Source organism: Marinimicrobium locisalis (genome assembly GCF_039822625.1).
In the GTDB taxonomy this organism is placed as follows: Bacteria; Pseudomonadota; Gammaproteobacteria; order Pseudomonadales; family Cellvibrionaceae; genus Marinimicrobium; species Marinimicrobium locisalis.
The window spans coordinates 84,111-109,240 of record NZ_JBDLLG010000011.1 but is presented as its reverse complement, the minus strand read 5'-3'; the positions used below and the strand labels follow the sequence as shown (position 1 = coordinate 109,240).

Here is a 25,130-nt window from a genome sequence, read left to right as displayed (position 1 = left end):
TAGCGCTTCGTCAGTGTGGTCCGGCTCAGGGCGGGGTACACCGTTCCCGGACACGCCGTAAACCCGTCCCTGGGGGCTCGAATCGCGGGTCCCCCGCTCCACGGTCCGGGAACGGTGTACCCCGCCCTGAGCCTCCGTGCCACATTCTGGTGTCACGCACAATTTAGCCGCGCTCTCTAAAAAACTGTTTCGCGTTGTCGATGTCGATTTGCAGCTGTTCTCGCAGTATATCCACCGACTCGAATTTCTGTTCTTCCCGCAACTTGCGGTGAAACTCTACCGACAAGTATTCACCATAGAGGTTTTCCGAGAAGTCCAATAGGTGGACTTCCAGTATAGGCCGGGGCAAGCCGTTGACGGTGGGCCTGACACCGACGTTGGCGACGCCATTGTGGGACCGGCCGTCTGTCCGGTGGGCGGTGATGGCGAACACGCCGTGCAGGGGCGAGCGGTAGCGCCGCAGTTGCACGTTGGCGGTGGGTACGCCCAGTTGGCGGCCCAGTTGTTTGCCATAGCCGACCCGGCCGGTGATCCGGTAGGGGTGGCCCAGTAGCTGTTCGGCCAGGGGGAATTCCCCCGCTTGCAGCGCCTCTCGAATTCGGGTGCTGCTTACCCGGCTGCCCGCCACTTCCAGTGTGCAGGTGTCGGTGACGGTGAAGCCCTGTTCCCGTCCGACGGCGGTGAGCAGTTCGAAGTCGCCGGCCCGGTCGCAGCCGAACCGGAAGTCGTCGCCCACCACCAGGTGGTGGATGCCCAGCCCCCGCAGGAGAATGCGGTCGACGAACTCGCGCGCGGTCAGGCTTTGCAGCTCGGCGTTGAAGCGCAGGCAGAGTATGCGGTCGACGCCGGCGGCGAACAGCGCTTCGATTTTTTCCCGCAGCCGCATCAGTCGCGCCGGGGCGCGTTCCCGGGCGAAGTATTCGTGCGGCTGGGGCTCAAATATGATGGCCACGGCGGGCAGCTGGTGCCGCTTCGCGGCGTCGGTTAACTGGCGCAGTATGGCTCTGTGGCCCAGGTGCACGCCATCGAAGGTGCCGATGGTCGCTACGCAGCCCCGGTGGCGGGGGCGCAGATTGTGCAGCCCGCGAATGAACTCTCTGGGGGCCGGATTCACAGTAATACCCGCGTGCCTCGTTCAGTCAACCGTTGAGAAACGCGTGAGTATACAGTAGCCGGCGGGCCGGGGTAAGAGGTAGAAGCCCCCCCCCACGGGCAGTGCTCTCAAGGGCGATTGAGTAGTTCGACCCCCACGCGAACCCAGCGGGAGGGGCCGTGCTCGGCGTTCTCGTAGCGTCGAACGCCGTCGACGGTGAGGCCGATGTTCGCGTGTTGCTGCCGTTTGACCTCTATTCGGCAGGCTTCCGTGGGCTGCCGCCGGGCCACGAGCCGTTCTATGAGGCCCAGAAGGCGCTGCCGGCGAGCGCGTAGGGCGTCTCGAGTGGCGTATAGCCGCCGGTCTTTTTCGGTGGGAGGGCGTTCATCCCGCTCAAGGCATTGGAGGGTCTCCGTCACCTTGTGCCAGTTGTGCTCGCACAGCTCCAGGGCCTGCTTGAGCGATTGCAGTCGGCGGCTTTTTCCCGGCGCCCGCCCAGCGCTGACTTCGGTCGCCACGCCAGCCTCACTGCCCAGGCGGTTCACGATGACCGCTCGCCCCGCCTGCGCCGAGCCGCCAATAAGGCTGCCCTTTCCGGTTGGCTGGCCCAGAACGATATCTTGCCCAGCGTTAAGGCGGCTTTGCATTGCGTATTCACGCACGTGGATATCCCCCTTGGCCCGCACCTCCGCCAGACTGATGAACTTGGCGCTCAGGGTGTGGCCGGCACTCAGGTGGGTTCTCAATTGCAGGTCGCCGTCGTGGCGTCGCCCCACCTCTTCTCCCATAACCCCGCCCATAATCGAGAGACTGCCACCGGCACTGACGTCGGCTTTTTCCACCATGCCTCTGACGAGAATGTCGCCCGTGGCCTTGAGCACAAATCCACTGCTAACATCGCCGGCCACTTCGACTGAGCCGTCGAAATCGACATCGCCGGATTCAAGCCCCACTGTTTGCAGCCGCAGAGTCGGATCCACTCGCACCCCGGCGCCACTAAACACGGGATGGCCCCGGATGTCGGCCACCATTAGGTTGGGGTCATCTCCCGCCGAGCTCGCCCCCTCGGTGGGGGAGTCAAAGGGCCGGTCTCGGCCCGCCTTGGGCGTGAGCGCTTCGCCCAGCACCGTTAGGCCGGGTTCACCTTCGGTGGCGGGCACGCGGCGCAATAACGGTGTGCCAGGCTCCACGACGACAAAGTCATGCAGGTGGTGAAGGTCAACCCGCCCCCGGGCATCTTCCTCCAGATGAAACTCCTCACCGCTGGCCACCAAAGGCTCAAAGCGGGCGTTCTCCCCCTGTAAGGGAAGAACAGCCCGAGCGACCACCACGGCGTCGGCCATCCCTTGCTGAAGAACACGCCCCAGCGTCTTACGCAACCAGCAGGCTTGCGGAATACCCTGAGTTTCCAGTGCTTTCGCCAAATCCTTATCAGTGACGGCGCGGCCTCCCCAGGCTGGGCGCAGGGTAAGTTCAGCCCTCATATGGTCATCGGCGATATGCCATTCCATTCGGGCATCCCGCCTCTGCGCTACTACCAGTTCTCCCGCTTTGCCGTTATTGGCCTGTTGTACCAGGGCTTCAAGCGTGGCGTCGGGGGCGTAAAAGGCACCGTAACCCGCCTCGGACAACAAGGCACGTACGCCCTCCACAGTGACTGACGTGGCTTGGGGTGAAGGCTCGAGGCTGGCGAGCACCAACCCTTCGGCTTCGTCAAAAGAGAGCTGGATGGCGCAAGGGGTTAATCGGGAAGAATGAGGGGCGCCAGGGGCCGGTCCGGCGGGAGTCGCCGAGGCCTCGCGGGAGGCTGGTGAGCCGGGTTGTTTGGGGGCACCAGCCGGCTTGGAGTGATCGCTGTCGCTCATATCGACAAGCGTAGCACAAACGGCCACACTTGCCGTTTTATTTACCGGTGGGAGCGAAATTCAGAGAACTTAACGCCAAATAGCCGCAAGCTAGCACCGTAAACCACCAAACCCAGGGTACAAAGAACCGTCAGGCGCCAGCCTCGCTGCCACCACCCCCACTCAGCCCAGTTCGACCAATAGGCCAGCAACACCCACAGCGTCATCACCATTAACACATTAGCGCCCGCAAAGCGCCCCAACCGCAAGCCCCAGCCGCGAGGCAACCGGTAGATTCCCCGTTGGCGGAGCCCTCGAAACAACAGAAAGGCATTTAGGTAGGCGGACACGGCCGTCGCCAGCGCCAGCCCCACATGGCCAATATTGAACCAAAAGTACAATGGCAGGACGAATACCAGGTTCAGCACCATGTTCGCTGCCATGGCGTAGATACCAATACGCACCGGGGTTTTCATATCCTGGCGGGCAAAGTAACCGGGGGCGAGCACCTTGATTAACATAAATGCCAACAAGCCAAGGGCGTAGGCGCGTAAGCTCAATGCGGCCATGGCCATATCCCGCACACTGGTTTCACCGTACTGGAACAACGTCAGCAAAATGGGCTCGGCCAGTAAAATTAACGCCAGCGTCGCCGGCAGCGCCAGTACCAGCACGCTACGCAGCGCCCAGTCGAGCGTGTGGCTAAACGTCACCGGGTCCTCTGCGGCATGCTGGCGGGACAGGCTCGGCGTAATAACCGTCGCCAGTGCCACGCCGAACACTCCCAGAGGCAGCTCCACCAGCCGGTCCGAATAGTACAGCCAGGAGACGCTGCCAGTGGGCAAAAACGAGGCCAGTACCGTGTCCAACAGAAGGTTGATCTGGCTGACCGACACCCCGAATAGCGCGGGGGCCATCAGCCACAGAATTTGGCGTACCCCCGGGTCCTTCCAGTCGACTTTCGGGGCCGGCAACAGATGCACCCGCTGCAAAAACGGCAGTTGAAACAGCAACTGGACCACCCCCGCCACCATGACGCCCCAGGCCAAGGCGTAGGCCGGCGTTTCCACCAGCGGGGCCGCAATCAGTGCCGAAACAATCAAGGTGAGGTTCAGCAACACCGGCGTAAAAGCGGGAATCGCGAAACGGTCGTAGCTATTGAGAATGGCCCCGGCAAAACCGGTCAGGGAGATCAGCAGGAGGTAAGGAAAGGTCACCCTCACCATATCCACGGTGAGGGCATATTTGTCCGGCGTGTTCAACCAGAAGCCCGGCGCAAATATCGCCGTTACCACCGGGGCACCGACCACCGCCAACAAGGTGATCGAAATCAGTACCGAACCGAGACACCCGGCCACCCGATCCACCAGCGCCTTCACCGCCTCGTGAGACCCCCTTTGCCGGTACTCCGATAGCACCGGCACAAAGGCCTGGGCAAACGCCCCTTCGGCAAACAGCCGGCGCATGAAATTGGGGATTTTGAAGGCCACAAAGAAGGCGTCCGCCCCGGCCCCGGCGCCGATCACCCGGGCAAAGACCATGTCCCGAATCAGCCCCAGTATCCGAGAGAGCATGGTAAAGGCGCTCACCAGAGAGCTGGAGCGCAGCAGACTGGGCGCTTTAGGCGCGGTGGCAGTGCTGGGGGGGTGCAATTCGGTCACAGTCCTTCCTGAGTTCAGAGACAACAGGCGCATTATCCACACTCTGACAGCAGAGATACAGCAACGGCCTGCCGCAAAAAACCGATTGACTATCGGTTTTCTGGCCACTAGGCTCATCCCTTTGCGATCGCAACGCAACCGGAGGTCCCGTGTCCGACAAAGAACCCTCCTCCGTCAACACGCCCCCTCTCGGCGATCTGGAAATTGCCGTTATGAAGGTGCTTTGGCAGGCCCCCGAGCAATCCGCCAAGGATCTGCACGCCACCCTGGGCAACGCGCGGGGCATTTCCCTGAACACCATTCAATCCACCCTCGACCGCTTGTACCGCAAGCAACTGCTTAGCCGCACTAAAGTGGCCCATGCCTTTCGTTATCGCCCACAGGTGCCCCGACAACAGCTGATTGCCGGGCTGATCAATGACCTGCTTGGCCGCTTCGCCGATGACGCCCGCTCCTCTCTCGCGGCCTTTGTGGATGCCGCCGATCAAATGGACGAACGGGCGCTGGACGAGCTGGAGCAGGTGCTAAAGGCGCGGCGCGGGGAGGGACCATCGTCATGACCGTGTGGCTCGACTTTTTATACTTACTCGCCCTCGGCGCTCTGCTGGCCTGGCTACCGGCCAGTGGCCTGCTCTGGCTGGCCGGGCGCTGGCTCTCTCGTGACTTCCGGAGCCGACATTTATGGTTACTTTCCCTGACGCCCTGGCTGGCCATGGCGACCCCGGTCACCGCGATGTGCATTACCGCTGCGGGTAAACCACTCGGCTGGATCACCGACCACTGCATTCACCACGGCACGCATCACCCCCATTTGTGTTTCGAGCACTGGCCTGCCCTCGACTGGCAGTGGATCCATCTGTTCGGCGCTGCGGCGCTGGCAAGCCTGTCAGCCAAAGTACTGGCGGGCTTTCTGCAGAGCGAGCACAGAGCGGCCCGAGACATAGCGGCTTTGAGAGCCTTGAGCCGGGGACGGGGTCGGCTGCGTCGTCTCGATACCCCTGAGGCTTTTGCCTGCACCGCGGGCTACCGGTACCCCACCCTGTTTATGAGCCGAGGGCTGACAGACCGACTCGATTATAGGGAGCGTCGAATCGTCCTGGCCCACGAAGTGGCCCATCTGCGTCAACGTGACCCACTGCGCCACCTACTGTTCAACGTATTGTTACTGGCGCACTGGCCGTGCTCGGCACGCGCCCTTGGCGCCCTGTGGCGGCAACGCGTGGAGGAACAAGCCGATGATCGGGCGGCCCTCCGGTTTGGCCCGGACGCCGTGGCGGCCACGCTAATCAAGGTGGCGCGCCTGAGCGGGCCCGCACCCGCGGGAAGCCTGTCCGCCAACGGCGGACATTTGCTGACGCGCATCCATCGGCTGCTCCATGCCCGGCCCGGCACGCCAGCCGGGGCCACACCCGTCACGAGCATACTGACCAGCGCTACTTTTCTCGCCGGCGTCACGGCCATAGTCGTCGCCCACCATTCCCTCGAAACCCTTCTCGGCTTTCTGGTAGGAGTCTAACCCGTGTATGGATCCCGCCTCCCAATCTTCGTCCTCCTGCTGCTCGCCTTCGGCATGGCCAGTGCCGCCCCCTCGTTGACCGAACGGGAAGCGGTGCGGCTCGGTCTCCAGCACCCAAAGGCCACGGCCCTTTGGGAGGCCAATACTGACATTGCCAAAGGTCGGGTCGAATCCGCGGGCCGCTGGGCCAACCCGGAAGTTGAATACACTCGCGAAGCGCTGGAACTGCCAGCGGGCGAGACCGAAGAGAATACCTGGTCAATCCGCCAGCGCATCAATCTGGCCGGTGTGCCCCGGCTGACTCGGAAAGCGGCTCGTCACCAGCACCGGGCCACGGACCTTCGTAATGACCATGCCCGTCGGGAGTGGGCGGCCGATATCCGCCAGCGCTTCTATGAAGCCCTCGCGGCGCGACGGGAGGCTGGCCTCATCGCCGACTGGCATCGCCGCCTGACCGAGCTGACAAATGCCATTGAGCAGCGAGTGGCGGCGGGCGACGCCTCCCACTACGATCTCACCCGCCTGAAGCAAGAGCTGGCTCTGCTGGAAGGCGAACGCCTGAACACACGCGCCAAGGCGGCGTCCGCCCGGGACCGTTTGGCCCAGCGCACCGGCGACGAGCAGCGCCCGCTCACTGGCCGCCTGCTGCCACCGCCCTACAATGCGCCTGGCATTTCCAGCGCCGCCACCCAGAGCCCGTTACTGCAGGCGCTGTCAGCGGAAACCGAAAGTGCCGAGGTTCGCGCCCGCGCGGCGGAACGCCAGCGGTGGCCGGAAGTGACTTTGGGCGTTGGTCGCAAAGAGGTGGTTGAGCCGGGTTTTCAGGCCGACGGCAACGTCCTCTCAATCGGGATTGAGATTCCCCTTTTTGACCGCCATTCTGGCCAGGCCCGAACTCAACGGGGCCGAGCTCAACAACAACGGGCGGACCTCGCGCTCGCCCGCGCGGAGTTCACCACCCGCTTGCGCGCGCTGCAGCGCAATTTGGTCGCCGAGCGAGCCTCGGCCCTGGCGCTGCTCGACAGCCTCAAGGCGCCACCGGAATCACTGTCTGAGGTTGCGGAGAGCGGCTACGCGGCCGGAGAACTCAACGTGGCGGAGTTAATTGACGCCCATCGCTCCGAACTCAATGCACGTCGGGCGCTTATCCAACGTGAACTGGAGGCGCGCGGCACTTTTATCCAACTGAAACTACTGACCGGAGATTAACCATGAAGTCATTGAAGCCCCTACTCACCCTTGGCGCGCTGGTTTTAACCCTCACCGCCTGCAGTGATGCCGAGGACAGCCGTACCACCGATACCGACCACGGCGATGACCCGGCCCACCAGCGTGACGATGGCCACTCGCACGAGGACGGCCATGAACACGACCATGGTGATCACGACCATTCCAACACGGAAGCGTACTACGGCGAGGAAGCGGAACAACCGGCAGCCGACGATACCGACTCCGAGCCGCACCATGACGACCATGACCACGGCGAAGGGCACGACCATGCGCATTGATTCGCGCCCCTGGGCGTTCGGTCTGGCTCTGCTGATCAGCGCCTGCTCCGATACGCCTTCGGGCGGGCACGGTCATGACCACGGTCCCGAAGGGGGCCACGCCGCCCATGAGGACCACGATGCGCCGGCCGTGGTACATACCGATTTCAGTGAGCACACCGAATTGTTTGTGGAGTTCTCTCCATTGGTGGCCGGGCAAACCTCCCCCTTCGCGGCCCACGTGACCCGGTTGAGCGACTTTAAGCCGCTGACCGACGGTCGTCTGGACGTACTGCTGCAGCGCGAGGGGCGCACCATCGCCCGCTTTCGGGTGAACGAGCCCACCCGCCCCGGCATTTTCCGGCCCGGCGTCGCCCCCCGCGATAGCGGTGAGTTCGACCTGACAATCGAAGTCAGTCTGGGGGAAGTAACCGCCCGGCACGCTCTGGGCAAGGTCCGGGTTTTTCCGAGCAAGGAGGCGATTCGAGGGCTAGCCGGTCACCCCGAAGGGGATATTCAGTATCTGAAGGAACAGCAATGGGACAACCTCTTTGCCACCGTACCCGCTAAATCCCGCCCCTTGCGACGGTCTGTGCCGGGCTTTGGCACGGTAACCGCCCCCGCCGACGGCGCCGCCACCGTGCGGGCACCGGCCGATGGCTATATCGCAAACGCCCCCCTGATTCAGCCGGGCCGGGAAGTAACGCAAGGCACCACGTTGGGCGTGCTAATTCCCCGTCTGGGCGACCAATCTGATGTCGGCAGCCTGATGGTCGCTCTGGAACAGGCTCGCTCTCGCCTGGCCCTGGCAGAAAGCGATGTTGAACGGCTGGACGGTTTGCTGGCCCAAGGGGCCATACCTGAGCGCCGGCTACTGGAAGCCAGGGAGGCGCTCGATGTCGCTCAAGCCGAATTTCGCGCCGCCCGCGCCCGGGCGGAACAGTATGAGTCCGGCAACGCCGAGGCGGGGCTCGCCCTGCGGGCGCCGGTGGCCGGGGAAGTGGTCACTACCAATGTCAGCCCCGGCGCCTTTATCAAGGCGGGCGAGCCACTCTTTCGGATCGCCGCGCCGGAACGTCGCTGGCTCGCCATCCGGATACCGGAGCGTTTTGCCGGGCAGCTCTCCCGCAGCAGCGGCGCTTGGCTCGATCAACCCGAAGGCCCGTTGGTGCTGGATGCGCACCACAGCGCCCGAGTGGTTCGTTTCGACAGCGCGGTAGATCCAGACACTCGCACGGCGGGTGTTACCGTGGAGTACCCCACCGAGCTCGGCCCCACGCTGCTCGGGGCCCGAATGGCGGTCCATGTATTTACCGAACCCGCCTCCCTCCGGCTTGCCATCCCTCGCAGCTCGGTTATCGACGATGATGGCCGTCCCGTGGTCTACGTGCAGATCAGCGGAGAAAGCTTTGAGCGTCGCCCGGTTGAGCTGGGCGTGCGCGACGGCGCTTGGGTTGAGGTTCAGCAGGGCCTGAACGCTGGTGACAGGGTCGTCAGCGAAGGCGCCTACCTGGTGAAGCTGGCCTCCGCCGGCGGCGGCGAAATCGGCCACGGCCACGCTCACTAACCCCCGGAGCTTTGAATGATTGATCGAATCATACGCTGGTCACTCGGCAACCGGCTGTTGGTATTGGCCGCCGCCGGTCTTCTGATGGCTTGGGGCGGCTGGTCTTCCCTGAAAGCCCCGGTGGATGTCTTCCCCGACCTGACCGCCCCCTCCGTGACCATCGTCTCGGAAGCGCACGGGATGCCACCCGAAGATGTGGAACGGCTGGTGACCTTCCCGATTGAAACCGCCATGAACGGCGCCGGGGGCGTTCGGCGGGTACGTTCCAACACCGGTGTCGGTATCAGCGTGGTGGTGGTGGAATTCGAGTGGGGAACCGATATCTACCGAGCACGCCAACGGGTCGCCGAGCGCCTGCAAAATGTCTCGGCGGCGCTGCCGGAGGACCTGCCGCCCCCGGTCCTCGCCCCGGTCACCTCCATCATGGGCGAGATCCTGTTTATCGCCTTGACCTCAGACCAACACGACGAGATGGCCCTGAAAACCGCGGCCGACTGGCAGGTCCGGCGGCGGCTGTTGGCCGTGCCGGGGGTGGCGGAGGTTATTCCCACCGGCGGCGAAACCCGGCAATTTCAGGTAATTGCCTCGCCGGAGCGGCTATCAGCCTACGACGTGACGCTCGACCAACTGCGGGAGGCCGTGGCCGGCGCCAGCCGGAACGCTTCCGCCGGTTTTCTGACCGAGAACAGCCAGGAATTTTTGATTCAGGGCATTGGCCGCGCCCGCACCATCGACGACCTGGAACAGGCGGTGGTCACCACCCGGGATCAGACGCCGGTGCTCGTGCGCGACCTCGCCTTGGTTGAGACCGGCCCCGCCCCCCGACGCGGCACCGGCAGTTACAAGGGCGAAGCGGCGGTGGTGCTGGGCATTCAGAAACAACCGGGCGTCAATACGCTGAAACTGACCGAACGCCTGGATGGCGTCCTGACCGAGCTGCAGGGGTCTCTGCCCGAGGGCATGCAGATCGAAACCGATGCCTTCCGGCAAGCGGATTTTATTACCGTCTCCATCGACAACCTGAGTGCGGCGCTGCGGGACGGGGCCATCCTGGTGGTGGCCATCATGTTTCTGTTTTTGTACAGCGTGCGGGCCACCGCCATTGCCCTGGTGGCCATTCCCCTGTCGTTACTGGTGGCGGTGCTATCCATCCGCTGGCTGGGAGGCACCCTCAATACCATGACACTCGGGGGCATGACCATTGCGCTCGGAGCGCTGGTGGACGACGCCATCATTGTGGTGGAGAACATTGTCCGCCGGCTCCGGGAAAACGCCGAGTTGCCCGAGCCTCAACAGCGTTCGGCGTTAAAGGTCGTCTCCGCAGCCACCCGGGAGATTGAAGGGTCCATCGTCTTCGCCACCCTGATCATCATTCTGGTGTTTCTGCCGCTGTTTTTCCTCAGCGGGGTGGAGGGGCGGCTGTTGGAACCGCTGGGGCTCGCCTATGTGGTCTCTCTGGCGGCCTCACTGCTGGTGGCCGTTACCGTCACGCCGGTACTCTGCCTCCTGGGTTTGCCGAACAGCCGCACTGTGACCCAAGCCCACGACACCCGCCTGATTCAGAAGCTCAAATCGAGCTATCGGCCCCTTCTGGAATGGTCGCTGCGGCGCTGGCCGGTGGTCATCGGCGGCGCCCTGGCGCTGCTACTGGCCGCTCTGGTAGGGCTCGCCCTGGCCGGGCGCGGCTTTTTGCCCGAATTCAATGAAGGCAGCCTGACCCTGAGCGTGGTCACCCTGCCGGGCACCTCCCTGGAAAGCTCCGACGCCCTGGGCCAGCGGGTGGAGAAAATTCTGCTGGCCCAACCGGAGGTGGTGGCCACCGCCCGGCGCACCGGCCGGGCCGAACGGGACCCCCACGCCCAGCAGGTGTTCGCTTCCGAAATTGACGTTTCCTTGAACATGGCCGACCGGAGCAAGACTGAACTGCTGTCCGCTCTGCGGCAGAAATTCGCACTGCTACCCGGCACCAACGTGATCATAGGGCAACCGATTTCCCACCGCATTGACCATATGCTCTCTGGCACCCGTGCCAATATCGCCATCAAGATCTTCGGTGACGACCTGTTCGAGCTACGAGGTCTGGGCCGTCAAATCGAAGCCCTTGTACGCGATATTCCCGGAGCCGTGGATGTGGCCATGGATCAGCAGAGTCAGATTCCGTTTGTCACGGTGCGCTTTGACCGACCCGCGCTCGCCAACTACGGACTGAGCGTGGCCGAAGCCGCCGAAGCGTTGGAAACGGCCTTCAATGGCACCACCGTCGGGCGCATCCTGGACGGGGAAGCCAGCTTTGACTTGGTGGTGCGCCTGCCTCAAAACGCCAAAGAGAACCTGAGGACCCTCAGGCACACCCAATTGACCCTGGCCTCCGGGGCTCAGGTGCCCTTCGCGGCGCTGGCCGACATCCAGCGTGAGCGCGGCCCCAACACCATTAGCCGGGAAAACGTTCAACGCCACCTGGTGGTCATGGCCAACGTGGCCGAGCGCGACCTCATCGGTGTGGTGGAAGATATCGAGGCAACCGTCTCCGCCAATGTGGAGCTGCCTCCCGGCTATCGGGTGGAATACGGTGGGCAATTTCAGAGCGCCGAAGCGGCCAGTACCCGGTTGCTTCTCCTCGGCGCTTTGGTGATTGTGGGTATTTTCTTTCTCCTGGTCACCGCCTTCGGGCGAGCCCGGGATGCCGTGCTGGTCATGCTCAATTTGCCCCTGGCACTGATTGGCGGGGTAGCCGGCGTCTGGTTTGCCGGAGGCATTGTCACGGTAGCGGTACTAATTGGGTTCATCACGCTGTTCGGCATCGCCACCCGCAACGGCGTCATCCTGGTGGACCACATCCGCCGCCTGATTCAGAACCAAGGGCTCGCCCCCGCTCAAGCCGTCAGACAGGGGGCGGAGGAGCGACTGGTCCCCATCCTCATGACCGCCTTGGCCACCGCCCTCGCCCTGGTGCCTCTGGCACTGGCCAGCGGCGAGCCCGGCAGTGAAATCCAGGCACCCATGGCCATCGTAATTCTCTGGGGGCTGCTTAGCTCCACCGCGCTGAACATGCTGGTAGTCCCGGCGATGTATCTGCGCTTTGGCGCTGCTCGCCCGACCTAAACGCGCGTCTGCTAGCAAGCCCGCTACGAGTCCCTCTCGTAGCGGGCCATTCCGATGAGAGGGTTCCCAACGGTCCCTCGACCAACGTTCACACCCTAGCGATCACCCTCCCCCCGCCTCTCCTGCTGCTGAAATGTCGTCTATTATTGAAAAATATAATGATAACTATTATTATTCGCAACACCAGCAACGACACAGAGGAAAAACCCGTGTTCAAACACTCTTTACTCCCCCTCGCTTTACTCGCCGCCAGCCAGAGCTGGGCCCAGGAAACCCGGCCCGTGACCGAAGAGTTCATCGTGACCGGTCGCGCCCAGACGCTCTACCAAGTGTCCGAATCCTCCGTCTCCACCCGCCTGAGCGCTGACCTGACTCGAGTGCCGGCCGCGGTGCAGGTGCTCAACAAGGAGTTGATTCAAGACCAGGGCGCGAGGGATGCCCGGGATCTCTACCGAAGCATCAGCGGCGTCAACTTTTTCAGCTACTCCGGAGTCACCTTCCGCGGTTTTCGTCAGGACGAGGTGCTCTACGACGGGTTGCGCGGCGATCCCTACGCCGGTTTCACGGTGCCCCGGCTGTTCGGTATCGACCAGGTGGAAGTGCTCAAAGGCCCGAGCGGTGCGGTTTACGGCGCTGGCCAGCCCGGCGGCTTGATCAACTACAACACCAGTCAGGCCTCACTGGACCGGTATGCTCGCGCCCAGGTCCTCGCCGGCAACTATGATTTAACGGGGGTCAACTTCGAAGCCACCGGGGCTTTTGGTAACAGCGACCTGGGTTACCGGGTGGCCATGCTGAAAGAAACCGAAGAACCGTTTCGCAACAACACCACCAACGATAACGATCAGGGTGACCTGGGGCTGGTCTGGGCGCCCTCCCACAGCACCCGCGCCTTGCTCAAATATTCGTTTGTGGACCAGACACTCGGCGGCAACCGACTTCGCGGGGTGCCCATTGATGAAAATGGCAACTTCCTGGTGGATACGAGCTGGAATCACAACGAACCGACGGACTTCCTCTCTCTCGAAGCGGATATCCTCTACGCCCGGGTACAACACGAATTCACCCCGAACCTCCGTCTCGACTTGGCTACCCGCTATTACGAAAACCAGGAAAAGCAGAACTACCACGAACCCCGCGGCTTGTACGACTCCAATGACGATGGCGTGGACGACATGATGGCCCGGCAGTTCCGCGACCAGGTGCGCAACAACGAGGGCCTATCCGCCTATGGCAACCTGATGCTGGATTTCGATATGGGGAGTATCGAACATCAATTTCTGGTGGGCGCTGAAATCTTTGATCAACAGGATGACTTCAAGGCCAAGCGCGGCGCCCCCATCGAACAGGGCGGTGTCGTTCCGCCCCTGAGCCTCTACAACCCAATGTACGGCCAAACCTCCCGCGCCCAATATGGCCTGGATGACAATCCGTGGGAGACCCCGGCCGAGAGTGAGCAGCAGCAAGTCGGCCTCTATGTGCAGGATCTGGTGCGCCTGTCCGACCAGTGGGACCTACTCGCCAGCCTGCGCCACACGAGTTTCGAAGCCGACGGCGACAATACCGAAAAAGACGGTGACAGCGCGTTGACCTATCGCCTGGGCGGTGTCTACCACCTCAACGACGGCGTAAACCTGTACGCCAGCATCAGCGAAGGCTTCGTTCCCCAGTCTCCCCGCAGCCAAAACCCGGAGGCCGGCGGCCCCTTCGAGCCGGAGGAGAGCGAACAATTCGAGCTGGGGGCCAAATTGGAACTGCTGGACGGCCGCGCCCGGCTTAACTTGGCCGCGTATGAAATTGAGCGACGCAATGTCCTGCAGGCAAGCCCGCTGGGCGATGTGGGCAACGACGGTGTGGATGATCTCGTCGCCGTCGGTCGCGTTCGCAGCCGGGGCGCGGAAATGGACCTGAGCGCCGACCTGCTGCCCCAGTGGACCATGACCCTCAACTACGCCTACAACAACGTGGAGGTGCTGGAGGCCACCAGCGGCATCACCAATGCCACCGGAGACGATTTCGCCAATACCCCGGACCAGACCATCGGACTCTGGACCCGTTATGACTTCCTAAGCCTCCAGTCGGCCATCGCCTTTGGCGTTGACCACAAAGGCGATCAAATCGGCATCCAAGGGGACCCGGTCGATGCCTATACCGTCTTCGATGCCAGTTGGCAGACCCAGTTCGAGGATTGGAAACTCCAAATCAACGTGAAGAACCTCTTTGACGAGACCTACGCCGAAAGTGGTTTCATCACGCGCACGGGCCACTTTCCGGGAGAACCGCGGCGGATCATCGCGACGCTGAGTCACGAGTTCTAAACCCCAATGGCGAGCGCTTCAAAAAGCCGGCGTCGGCTCTGGTTCAGCCTTCATTCCTGGGCGGGAATGAAGCTGAGCCTGCTGTTCTTCTTCGTTTCCCTGACCGGCACCATCGCCGTTTACGCCTACGAAGTGGACTGGCTGTTCACCCCCGCCATGCGGGTGCAGGCGCCCTCCCCCGACGCCGAGCGACTGCCCGCCGGCACTCAATTGGCGGCGGCGCTGCAACAGCACCCGAATTGGACGCCCAGCTTCTTCCACGTCAACCTACCGGGCTATATGGCCTCGGAGTTGATCGCCAAGGACGAAGAAGGCGAGCTGCGGCGAGTGTACATCAACCCCTATACGGCGGAGGTACAGGGCGTGGCCGACTGGTTCAACGCCCACCGGTTTCTGCGTCAGGCCCACCGCCATCTGATGCTGCCGCTAAAGTGGGGCCTGACGATCGTCGCGCTGCTCAGCATCCCTCTGCTGCTGTCGATGATCTCGGCCTTTCCCATCTTCAAGCGCTGGTGGCGCGGCTTTTTCAAATTACCGCAAAGCACCGACCCACCCCGTCGCTGGTGGGGCAATCTGCACCGCTGGCTGGGGTTGTGGAGTCTGCCGTTCATCCTGATCATCGGGCTCACCAGCTTCTGGTACCTGATCGAACAATGGGGCGCTGCGGCTCCCTCAGCGGCCAGCGCGCTACCCCCTCCGCCGGAGGCGGGCCCCCTACCCAGGGAGGCCGCCCCCCTGAACCGTGCATTGGAAGCCGCGCTCGCTCAATGGCCCGGCTACCGTCTGGAAAGCCTGTTCTTCCGGGGCGACAATCAACCGGTGGTGCTCCAGGGCCAGGACAGCGCCCTGCTGGTTCGCCCCCGCACCAACATCCTCTTGCTCGACCCCGCCGCCGGCGAAGTGCTCGGCCAATTCCGGGGGGAGCAACTCACCGCCCACCAACGCATTGCCGAGGCGGCCGACCCGCTGCACTTCGGCACCTTCGGTGGCCAACCGACCCGGTTCCTCTGGTTCCTGTGGGGACTGATGCTCACCCTCCTGAGTGCCTCCGGCGTCTGGATATACGCCCTGCGCCTGGCGCCCAAGGCCGCCACCTCCCGCTGGCGGACACTCTGGCGCGGCCAGCTCCTGCGCTGGCCCCAGCTCGCACTGGTACTCACCTGCCTGACACTGGTCGCCATCAGCTTTAGCGGTTGACAAACGGCCCTCAACCCAATACTGTACATAAAAACAGTAATGACCCAGGAGGTACACCATGGCTGTAGTCGCCGTTTGGAAATGCGATCGGGATGGAAAGATGTTTGATGACAAAAAAGCCGCGGAAGCCCACGATAAAATGCTGGAGCTGGCCGCTAATATTACTCAGCTGATTGAAGCGCAGGTGGATGGCATTAGCGAGGAACACAGCGAAGCCATCGGCTTGCTGCTGGCCGAGCGCCGAGATCAGTTGGGCAAAGCCTGCAAGGGTAAACCCGAAGCGTTATTGGAAGAGCCCGAGGGGCAAGCCGGTAACGTGACGCCTATGGCCTCCAACCAATAAGCCGCCGAGGCCAAACCGTCCGTTTCTCCTCACTCGCTCAGGGACGAGCGTTTTATCCGGAAACGTTTGCGACCACCAGGCCCGGCCTATTCACCCGACTTCCGTGGCCGCTGGGGTGTCGTTAACTTCCCTCAATCCGGAAGCCGACCTTTATCACTACCTGATAGTGCCCAACCTGACCGTTTTCGACGTGCCCGCGGGTTTCCACCACTTCAAACCACTCAATATTTTTAACGCTCTTGCTGCACTCGGCCAGACCGTTATTGATGGCGTCTTCAATGCTCGTGGGGGAAGAGCCTACGATTTCGAGCTTCTTGTAGGTGTGATGATTGGACATGAAGACCTCCATGGTCGAGAAATGAATAATCAGTATGGCACAGGTTAACGGCCTTAAAAAATCCCGAAAGCCCTCTCCGAATCCGCAACACCTTCGCCGCCGGTAAACCGGCAGGACAGTTTTACGTTGTGCAGTACTGACCGGCAGCTCGACCAACGTCAGTCTCTATCACTCCCCCAGGCTCGATTCATGATGAGGTAACTGAACGAGGCGGACCAGGTGATCATCATAAAGCCCACCAGCGCTTCGGTGCCCGCCAGAAAGCGGATATCACCGACGGCGGTCAAATCTCCCCAGCCGGCCGTGGTGTAATTCGCCACTGAAAAATAGACGCAATCGAGCAGGGTCAGGCTGTCATAGCCATGAATCACGCCATAGCCTCCCTGAGCCAATAGCACCCAGAAGGCCAGACCGAACAACCAAATTTCCACCACGTGCGCCATCAGCAAGACAAACATAGTCATCAACACAATGGGACGGGTCCGTTGATCGCGTCCAAAGCGACGATGTCGGTGGCCGTGCCAACGGTTCAGCAACTGAATCGCTTCATAGTGGAAAATCACCACCAAAAACACCACTGCGGTCGTGACCACAACCACGATTAACTCGGGAGTAACCGCAAACCCCATTCGATGTCTCCAGCCTCTTCACCAAACCCGCCCTTGAAATGGCCTCAAGGGCGGGAACTGCTGTGCGCCCCCAAGAGCCGCTCAGCTGCCGATAATGCCGCCATCGTCTTTGGTAATCAACACGGTGGTGGAACGCGGACGAGCCTTACCATCGCTGGCCGGGTAGCTCAGCCCCGGATGTTGCACATTGATCCAGAGGCTTTTGCCATCCGGGGGGGCGGTAATACCGGTGATTTCACAACCGGTGGGGCCGGTGAGGAAGCGTTTGACTTCGCGCGTGACCGGGTCGGCGCAGAGCAGTTGGTTGGTACCCATGGCATCGTAGGGGGCCTCATCGTCGCCAAAGTCGGTTTCTATCCAGAGGCGACCGTCCTTATCAAACCAGAGGCCGTCGGGGCAGGAAAAAATATCGCCGTTAATCGTGCCGTATTCATGGTCCGTCTTCCAGGACTCACCCGGCGGGGACTGCTCGCCCGCGAGCAGAAACAGCTCCCAGTTGAATTCGGTGGCGCCTGGGTGGCCATCTCGTTCGCGCCAGCGCAGGATCTGACCGTGGACGTTAACCGGCCGAGGGTTGGCGGGGTTGAGGGGCTGTTCCGGGTCGACCGCTCGCTCCACGTTGTTGGTCAAGGACACGTAGCCATCACCGGTGTGGGGATTGACCGCTACCCATTCCGGCCGGTCCATGGGTGTGGCACCGACGGCGTCGGCGGCGCTGCGCAGGTTGATCAAAACATCGGCCTGGCTCTGAAAGCCATCCGTCTCGGCCAGGCCGGGGCGTCCCCAGATCAGCGGGCGCCACTCGCCCCGCCCTTCTTCCGAGTACACCGCGACATACACCGTGCCTTTATCCAGCAGCTGTCGGTTGGCTTGTGGGTTGTCGACATTGAAGCGACCCTCTGGGACAAACTTGTAGACATATTCGCCCCGAGTGTCATCTCCGGAGTAAAACGCCAGGCTGCCATCGGCGTGTTGCGCACAAGTGCAGCCTTCGCGAACCAGCCGACCGAGCGCCGTTCGCTTGACCGGCTTGGACGTCGGATCAAAGGGGTCCACTTCCACCACCCAGCCGAAGCGGTTGGGTTCATTCACGTAGCCGCCGTGCGGCTCATCGGCCCGTAGGGTGGCATCAAAGCGCGGATCGGCCGACTCCCAGTAGTTGTAGTGACTGTTGGCGCCCGAGGCAATGCCGTAGCGATGATGCTCCCGACGACGGCCATGATCACCGGGATCGCGGTTGGCGAAGTAGTTTTTCCAGTTCTCTTCGGCGATCAGGTAGGTTCCCCAGGGGGTCACCCCCATAGAGCAGTTGTTCAGGGTTCCCAACACTTCCTGCCCGCTGGGGTCGTCTTTGGTCTTCATAGCCTCGCCGCCGGCGCAGGGGCCGCTAATAGCCATGGGCGTGTAAGCGGTGAGACGGCGGTTGTAATTTGAAGGGTAAACGCGCTGCCACTCACCCTGGGCATCCTTTCGGATTTCAATAATGCTCAGACCGTGCCCGGCCTGCTCCTTTCGGACCTCCTCCAGTGGGCGACGCTTTTGGCCGTCTACCCCTTGCGTGACCGACGGTCCGTTGGGATGCAAAGTCGAATTGATGTACTCGTGATTGATCACCAGCAAACCGTGGTCATTGGGCGCTTCCGGGAACGGGAAGTAGTGCATGCCGTCGTGGTTCTGGCCGGCTTGAAGCGCCTGCTCCTCCCAGGTGTTTTCCGCCCCCGGATGCCACTCGGGCGCGCCTGCCTCTACCGGGTCGCCCCAGCTGAAAAACGCTCGAGCGCGGTACCCACGGGGCACGTCTACCCGATCGTAGCCGGGTTCGAGCGCCACGGGCACAGGGGCAAAACCGATCTCCGGGCGCGGGCTGTTTGTAAACGGCACACGGGGGGCTGCCGGCTCCGAGGCGCAGGCGGTCAACAGAGATGGCGCGGCCAGGTGCCCCGCCAGCAGCCCCAACCCGCCTTTCAACACTTGCCGGCGCGAGCGACCGACCTGATTCAGGTCCGGGTTGCCGCTGGTGTTGACCGGCACATCATCCACATCGAACACGCCATCGGAGTTGATTACATCAGTCATCGAGATCCAAAGCCTCTGCGATATCGGTCCAGGAAATATATTTGAAGTTCTGGGGCGCCTCGGGCATGACGTTGTGGCCGTCCTGCACTACCAACATGCCCTGGGCAAACTCCGGTCCCATGGGACGGGCACTGGCCTCAAGCCCGTCGGTTTCGGATACGCCGTCAATACCGGTTTGTGCATCGGCGGCTACCCGGAACTTGCCCCGCACCCGGTAGGGTGCCTCAGCGTCGAGTATGACATAACTGTGGTCACCCTGGCTGGACAGAACCAGGTAGCGGGCATTGCTCTGCGGGTAAAGCGCGACGCCTTCCAGGTCGGCCACCACAATATCCCCCACTTCAATAATGGCGGTCAACTCCGAACCGGCTTCCGGCTCGGCCGGCAGAGTCCACAGTCCCTGATCCTCTTCTCCGACGTACAGCTGCCCGCGAGCGTCGTCCGCCACACACCCTTCCGGCTGGGTCTGCACCGCAAACCGTCTGGCCACCTCCGAGCGAAGTTCCCCGCCTTCCACAAACAGCCGATGCTGCTCAAAGCGACCGCTTTTGCCATTGGCGATGGCATAGGTCCCCCCCGCCTGACTTTGGTAAAGACAGAGGCCATAGATCTCCTCCAGCGCTGTGGGCAGCTCCGCCTGATGGCTCACCTCGCCGGTGGTGGAGTCGATCCGGTAGACGGAGAGGCTGTTGTGATCGCGCTGGGTTGCGACGGCGATGTCGTCCTTCCCGCTGCCCCAGTCAAACCCGTACCGCAGGTCAACATTGTTGACCCGTCCAACCTGCAGGTGCTGAACGCGTTTGCCCCTCAGGTCAAACACATCGAGCCCCAGCTTCTTGTCCGTGCCCAGTACCCGGCTTGCCGAGGGGTCGGAGGGGTGAACCCAGATCGCCGGGTCGTCGGCCGCATCCCCAAAACGGGCCACGGACTCGGTCTCGACTCGGGGCTTGACCTCGGGCAGCTCTTTGGTAACCGCAGGCTCTGAGAGATAGCGGCGCGGGAACCCCTCCGGAAGGGCAAGCGCCAGGCGGAAATGGCGCCCGGTGTCGTCATCTCTGAGCACCAGTTGCAGGGATTCGCCATCGTGCCAGGCGTGAAGCTGCTCCGGCTCCCCCAGTTCCGCCAGCGCGCCGGCATCATCCAGCGGCCATACCGTCCACCCCTCATCCCCCGGAGTGTAGAGGCGGGGGCGGCGGTGCTCGATATCAATCGCCACCAGGGTCTGCCCGATCCGCGCCAGCGCTCCAGCTCCCTCTGAAAGCGAACCGAACGGTGGGGTGATATCCACCAACGACCGCCCCGGAGCCGCTTCCGGATCAGTCGGGTACTGCCACAGGCCCAACCCTTCTTCGGCCAAAAACAATTGTCCCTGGCCATCGGCAATGCAAGCCGTCCCGTTGGGAGCGACGGCCACTTCACGGACCTTATGCTGCGCCGGATTTCCACGGCTATCGCGCAACCACCACTGACTGGCACTGCCGCGCTCATCAATCAGAAACAGGTAGACATTCCCCTGTGGGTCTCGCTGCAGACACAGGGCCTCAACCGCAAAGTCCGGTGACGCAGTCTGGCTGACCCTTTCCAGCACGCTGTCTTGCCCGTTCCAGCGCATCAATGTCGGGGTCTGTTCCGCTCCCAGAACGCTGGCCACCAGCCATTGGCCGTCGGGCTCTCGCAGGACGGCCAGCCCCTGGGCCGACATTTTCGACACAAACTGCTCGGTGAAGTCGGGACCAAGCAACCGCAAATGATCGTCCCGCTGCCACCACCCTTGCAGCCGCTGATCGCCATCGATCACCGGCGCCAACTCGGAGCCCGCCAAGGACTCCGGCAAAGGTTGCAGGGATTGGGCCGCCGCGGCGCTCGACAGGCCGACCATCAGGCCGGCCCCCAAAAGTGACGCTATCAAAGTTCGCATGTGACTCGCTCTTAGAAGTTGGTGATGTTCAGGCCCAGTTTCCAGGTCATGCCGTACTCTTCGTACTGGGCGTTATAGGCCGGCTGATTGACGTAGGCGTAATAGGGCTCGTCCGTCAGGTTCACCGCTTCAAATACCAGTTGAATACCTTCGGTAATAAAGTAACGGGCGGAAAGGTCCAGCTGTACCTGTTCATCGACGAAGACATCGTACCGCTCGTCCGAGGGGTCCGTGACTTCCAGCAGATACTCGGACTTGTAGTTCGCGGCCATACGCACACTGAACTGATCCGCCTCATAGCCGAGGCTGAAATTGCCGGTCCACTCGGACTGACTCGGCAGCACCGTGTCCCGCTGCGCGCGCTCACCGTCGTCAAGGTAGCTCAAAGTCGCGTCCGAATCGGTGTAGGTACCGTTGGCCGCGACCAGAAAGCCGTTGAAAGGCACCGGCAGTTCGTTGAAGCGTTTGGTAAAGGCCAGCTCTAAGCCGCGCAGCTCGGCCGTGTCGCCGTTGGCAAAGGTGACCGCCTCATCGAAATCCGCATATTCGCCCTGCCCGGCCAGATCGGTCTGGTAGATGAAGTGATCAACGTCTTTGTAGAACACATAGGCCGACACCATGCTGGCATAACCCATGTAGTGCTCAATACCGACATCAATATTGGAGGACTCGAGCGGCTCCAACACCGGGTTGCCGAACTCGGCCTCGTCTTCGTCGATGATGTAATTGGGAGCCAGCTGCTCGAAGATGGGACGGACCAATGTATTGGTCCAGGCCGCGCGCACCTGAGTTTTGTCGCTGAGCAGGTAGCGCATTTGCAGCGACGGCAGAACATGGTCGTACTCGTTCTGCGCATTGGTATCAGAGAATTCGCCGTCGGTCAGGCGAGAGCCACTGGCTTCAAAATCGGTGTCTTCGTAGCGAACCCCACCCAGGAGACGAAGGTTGCCCATATCAATACGCCCCATCAAATAGGCCGCGCTCACCGCTTCCTGAATTTCGAAGTCTTCGATACGGGAGTCTTCTTCCTCGAAGTAATCCTCAGCGGTCAGAGGCGCGATGGTGGACCAGACCGGTGCGGTTTCAATATGGGGGCCGAGCCGCCCCAGGTTGTACTCCAACTCGCCTTCTGAGTAACCGCTCAGAAGCAGTGCATCCCCGGCCACTCCGGCATCTTCGAAGTCTTCGTAAACCCAGATGGTCACATCATCCGTTTTGGTGCGGTCCATATGCTTCACACCAAATTTGAATTGCACGGGGTTTTCACCGAGCCGACCATCGCGAGTCAGGTCCAGCCGAAACGACTCGGATTCATCTTCCGTCCCAGAGCGGGCGACTTCCACTTCATCCAGCTCATAGGCCGAAGGCGCATAAAAGCTTTCGGGGGCATCGAACAAAGGCGTACGAGCACTGGCAAACCCGACGTTTTCAAAGGCGTCCGAAGAGGCGAAAACGGCACCGGCGATGTGAACAGGCTCATTTTCACTGGACTCCGACAGAGCCACCTGGTAATCCAGCGTCCACTGGTCAAAGCGCGTGGAGCCACCGAGCGATGTGGACAATATTTCCTGCGTCTCTTCACGGTCTTTGAGTTCGCGTTCGACTTCCACAGCACCTGCAGCGCCTTCGGCCGTGGCCTCTTCAAACTCAAGAACGTTGGCTAGGCGAATCTCCGAATCGGTAAACTCGCTGTACAGAGTCCGCCAGTATAGGTCGGTATTATCGCTCGGTTTATAGTCGAGATTTAACGTCATGCCAGAGCGCTCGCGCGTAATGCGATAGAGCCGCTGCTCCGCTTCCTCCAGCGCCGCGCCATCATCAAAGTCCCAGGCGCCCCCGGTTTCCACATTGTGCGAACCGAAGCTGCGCTCGTGCCAGCTTCCCCCCAGGGCCACACCAAAATTATCTTTGCCCTCACCGATGCTGAATTGGTTGCTCCCCGTGACGGCGAATTTGGGGCTGGTCTCTTCGGTCAGATCGTTGTAACTGCCTTCGGCGGTAACCCGATAGAAGGCTTCCTCGCGGTCAAACGCCGACAAACTTCGAATGTCGATGCTGCCACCCAGAGCGTTGGCATCCATGTCCGGGGTGACGGTCTTGGACACAACCAGAGTTTCCAGCAAATCGGAAGGAATGACATCCAGAGCCACGGCACGACGACCGCTGTCCGGGGAGGGAAGGCTGACGCCGTTGACCGTCACACTGTTGTAGTCCGGGCCCATGCCGCGAATGCGCACGTAACGCCCTTCGCCCTGGTCACGCTCGATGGACAGACCGGGAAGCCGTTGCAGTGCTTCGGACACGTTGGTATCCGGGAACTGGCCAATGGCGTTGGATGAAACCGCGCTAACGATATTGTCTGCGGTGCGTTGCAGGTTCAAGGACTTGTTCAGACTGCCCGCCTGACCGCGTATGACCAGCGTTTCGATCGCACCGTCGGAAAGGCGCAAGTTGCGAACCAGCGTCTGATCATCTTCGACCCGAATCTGTTCGCGCTGAACATTCGAGCCCAAGTAATTGATCTCCAGCACATAGGCCCCCGCTTCCACATCGCGCAAGTAGAAGCGGCCGTCCCGACCGGTCACGGCATTCAGGTTCAGCTGCTCAATGCGGACCTGAGCCCCTTCAAGCGGCGCACCGGTGTTGTCGGAAACCAGTTGGCCGGTCACCTGACCGTCCGCCCACGCCATACCGCTGGCGGCGGTCGCGATGGCCGTCGCAAGCAGACGGCGTGTACCTATACGATTCGTCAACGCTTTCACAATCTTATCCCCCATAGATGTCATGGCCTCAAGCCACGTCGATAGCAATTCGAGGAGCACGCTAGGCGGGACAGGTGACAGCGCGATGACAGCCCGACTCGAACGGGCCAAACCGGTGGTGAACCAGGGCATTTTTGAGCTGATATGCCCCCTCACTATTCTGGCTTGCAGAGCGGGCGGCGGAGTCCACCACAGCATCGTTCTCACCGTGCGTTCGCCTGCACCGTCGCGCACCAAAAATAGCGTGATCCATTTTGCCCCTCTCACAAAATGTCCGACGTTTCAGGCCCAAAATCCGGCTGTCATAAAAACGTTGCATTTCTCTGGTAATGAGTGGCTTACATTCTTTTCCCACTGGAACCCGACCCATGCTCGCGCTACACCTCTGGAAACTGCTGGCCACCCTTCTAGCTCTGAATCTAATACTGATCGCCACCCTGATGATCGGTACGGTCAAAGACTGGGGCGATATCGACTGGCTGGATATTCTCGGGGAAGGCAGCGTGACCTTGATGGCGCTTGCCTGGTGGTTGTTTACGCTCAACAGTCGCCCGGCCGGCGCGGTGACCAACTGGCTGGCGATGGGGTTGGCACTGTTATTCCTGGGGACTTTTCAGGATGTGGTGGATGAGGTAATCACCCTGCCGGAGGGCCACTTTTTCCGCGGCGGGCTGGAGTCGACGCTGACACCCTGCGGGCTGATTCTGCTCACAGTAGGCCTCTTTCACTGGCACCGGGAACAGCGTGTTTTCAACCAGCGCGAGCGCAAACGCGAGCAATTTTACCGGGAATACCGGCTGCAGGATCAACTCACCGGACTGGGCGATGCCCGGTACCTGCAACAACAGTTGCAGTTGATGACCGAAAGGGCCGAGCGGGAGGGCCAACCCTTTGCTTTACTGCTGTTGGATATTGATCACTTCTCGGTGACCAACCGCCAGTACGGAAGCCAGGAGTGTGATCGATTGCTACGAGAACTCAGTGAGCTGCTCTTGCTGAACCTGCGCCGATGCGATCTGCTGTGCCGCTACGCCGGGGACCGCTTTGCCGTTTTGATGCCCGGCACGGGACAACTGCTTGCGCGCGAACAGGCCCAACAGCTTGCCAATGCGGTACAACACTTTGCCTACAAAACCGCGCAGGGGGAGTCACTGTTTCATACGGCCAGTGTCGGGCTGGCCCTGAACCCGCCGACCCGGCGCGAGCAATTGCTGACGGTGGCCACTCAGTCACTACTACAGGCCAAGGAGGCGCAGGCGCCGCGACAGGCCGCCTGACTG

Annotated in this window: 18 protein-coding genes; 10 read left to right on the top strand and 8 right to left on the bottom strand. The window is 61.8% G+C overall.

Annotated elements, in window-relative coordinates; all coding sequences use genetic code 11:
* Positions 1-163: 163 nt before the first annotated feature.
* From ribF to murJ, 3 genes are all read right to left on the bottom strand, one after another.
* Entirely contained in the window at positions 164-1,114 is a 951-nt protein-coding gene (gene ribF, locus AAE514_RS08730; RefSeq protein WP_347331144.1) for a bifunctional riboflavin kinase/FAD synthetase, read from the bottom strand.
* 107 nt (positions 1,115-1,221) lie between these two features.
* Entirely contained in the window at positions 1,222-2,958 is a 1,737-nt protein-coding gene (locus AAE514_RS08725; RefSeq protein WP_347331143.1) for a flagellar assembly protein A, read from the bottom strand.
* A gap of 41 nt (positions 2,959-2,999) precedes the next feature.
* Complete coding sequence (gene murJ, locus AAE514_RS08720; protein WP_430623891.1) at positions 3,000-4,631, bottom strand: murein biosynthesis integral membrane protein MurJ; 1,632 nt, start codon at positions 4,629-4,631, stop codon at positions 3,000-3,002.
* A gap of 116 nt (positions 4,632-4,747) precedes the next feature.
* Here murJ and AAE514_RS08715 point away from each other — a divergent pair, with 116 nt between their 5' ends.
* The 9 genes from AAE514_RS08715 to AAE514_RS08675 all read left to right on the top strand — a co-directional run bounded on the left by AAE514_RS08715 (position 4,748) and on the right by AAE514_RS08675 (position 16,128).
* Positions 4,748-5,158 carry a BlaI/MecI/CopY family transcriptional regulator gene (locus AAE514_RS08715; RefSeq protein WP_347331142.1) on the top strand — a complete coding sequence of 137 codons (411 nt, stop codon included), beginning with the start codon at positions 4,748-4,750 and terminating at the stop codon, positions 5,156-5,158.
* Positions 5,155-6,114: a M56 family metallopeptidase gene (locus AAE514_RS08710; RefSeq protein ID WP_347331141.1), complete on the top strand. Its 960-nt coding sequence runs from the start codon at positions 5,155-5,157 to the stop codon at positions 6,112-6,114. The genes AAE514_RS08715 and AAE514_RS08710 overlap by 4 nt, the downstream gene beginning before the upstream one ends.
* A gap of 3 nt (positions 6,115-6,117) precedes the next feature.
* Positions 6,118-7,323 (top strand): TolC family protein, encoded by a 1,206-nt coding sequence (locus AAE514_RS08705; protein WP_347331140.1) that lies wholly within the window; start codon positions 6,118-6,120, stop codon positions 7,321-7,323.
* A gap of 2 nt (positions 7,324-7,325) precedes the next feature.
* Positions 7,326-7,622, top strand: coding sequence for a hypothetical protein (locus tag AAE514_RS08700; protein WP_347331139.1), 297 nt, complete (start codon positions 7,326-7,328; stop codon positions 7,620-7,622).
* Positions 7,579-9,168 (top strand): efflux RND transporter periplasmic adaptor subunit, encoded by a 1,590-nt coding sequence (locus tag AAE514_RS08695; RefSeq protein WP_347331138.1) that lies wholly within the window; start codon positions 7,579-7,581, stop codon positions 9,166-9,168. Before AAE514_RS08700 ends, AAE514_RS08695 begins: the two co-directional genes overlap by 44 nt.
* A gap of 15 nt (positions 9,169-9,183) precedes the next feature.
* Positions 9,184-12,270, top strand: a complete 3,087-nt coding sequence (locus tag AAE514_RS08690; RefSeq protein WP_347331137.1) for an efflux RND transporter permease subunit — start codon at positions 9,184-9,186, stop codon at positions 12,268-12,270.
* 158 nt (positions 12,271-12,428) lie between these two features.
* Positions 12,429-14,588 carry a TonB-dependent siderophore receptor gene (locus AAE514_RS08685; RefSeq protein ID WP_347331136.1) on the top strand — a complete coding sequence of 720 codons (2,160 nt, stop codon included), beginning with the start codon at positions 12,429-12,431 and terminating at the stop codon, positions 14,586-14,588.
* Between the two features lie 6 nt (positions 14,589-14,594).
* Positions 14,595-15,785 carry a PepSY-associated TM helix domain-containing protein gene (locus AAE514_RS08680; protein WP_347331135.1) on the top strand — a complete coding sequence of 397 codons (1,191 nt, stop codon included), beginning with the start codon at positions 14,595-14,597 and terminating at the stop codon, positions 15,783-15,785.
* A gap of 58 nt (positions 15,786-15,843) precedes the next feature.
* Positions 15,844-16,128: a YebG family protein gene (locus AAE514_RS08675; RefSeq protein ID WP_347331134.1), complete on the top strand. Its 285-nt coding sequence runs from the start codon at positions 15,844-15,846 to the stop codon at positions 16,126-16,128.
* 121 nt (positions 16,129-16,249) lie between these two features.
* Here AAE514_RS08675 and AAE514_RS08670 read toward each other — a convergent pair whose 3' ends face one another.
* The 5 genes from AAE514_RS08670 to AAE514_RS08650 form a co-directional block, all read right to left on the bottom strand.
* Complete coding sequence (locus AAE514_RS08670; protein WP_347331133.1) at positions 16,250-16,465, bottom strand: dodecin; 216 nt, start codon at positions 16,463-16,465, stop codon at positions 16,250-16,252.
* Positions 16,466-16,623: 158 nt separating this feature from the next.
* Positions 16,624-17,094 (bottom strand): ion channel, encoded by a 471-nt coding sequence (locus AAE514_RS08665; RefSeq protein ID WP_347331132.1) that lies wholly within the window; start codon positions 17,092-17,094, stop codon positions 16,624-16,626.
* A gap of 81 nt (positions 17,095-17,175) precedes the next feature.
* Positions 17,176-19,170, bottom strand: a complete 1,995-nt coding sequence (locus AAE514_RS08660; RefSeq protein WP_347331131.1) for a PhoX family protein — start codon at positions 19,168-19,170, stop codon at positions 17,176-17,178.
* Complete coding sequence (locus AAE514_RS08655) at positions 19,163-21,088, bottom strand: phytase (RefSeq protein ID WP_347331130.1); 1,926 nt, start codon at positions 21,086-21,088, stop codon at positions 19,163-19,165. Before AAE514_RS08655 ends, AAE514_RS08660 begins: the two co-directional genes overlap by 8 nt.
* 11 nt (positions 21,089-21,099) lie before the next feature.
* Positions 21,100-23,850 carry a TonB-dependent receptor gene (locus AAE514_RS08650; protein ID WP_347331129.1) on the bottom strand — a complete coding sequence of 917 codons (2,751 nt, stop codon included), beginning with the start codon at positions 23,848-23,850 and terminating at the stop codon, positions 21,100-21,102.
* Positions 23,851-24,218: 368 nt separating this feature from the next.
* On the opposite strand from AAE514_RS08650, the gene AAE514_RS08645 reads away from it, so the two are divergent.
* Positions 24,219-25,127 carry a GGDEF domain-containing protein gene (locus AAE514_RS08645; protein WP_347331128.1) on the top strand — a complete coding sequence of 303 codons (909 nt, stop codon included), beginning with the start codon at positions 24,219-24,221 and terminating at the stop codon, positions 25,125-25,127.
* Positions 25,128-25,130 lie beyond the last annotated feature (3 nt).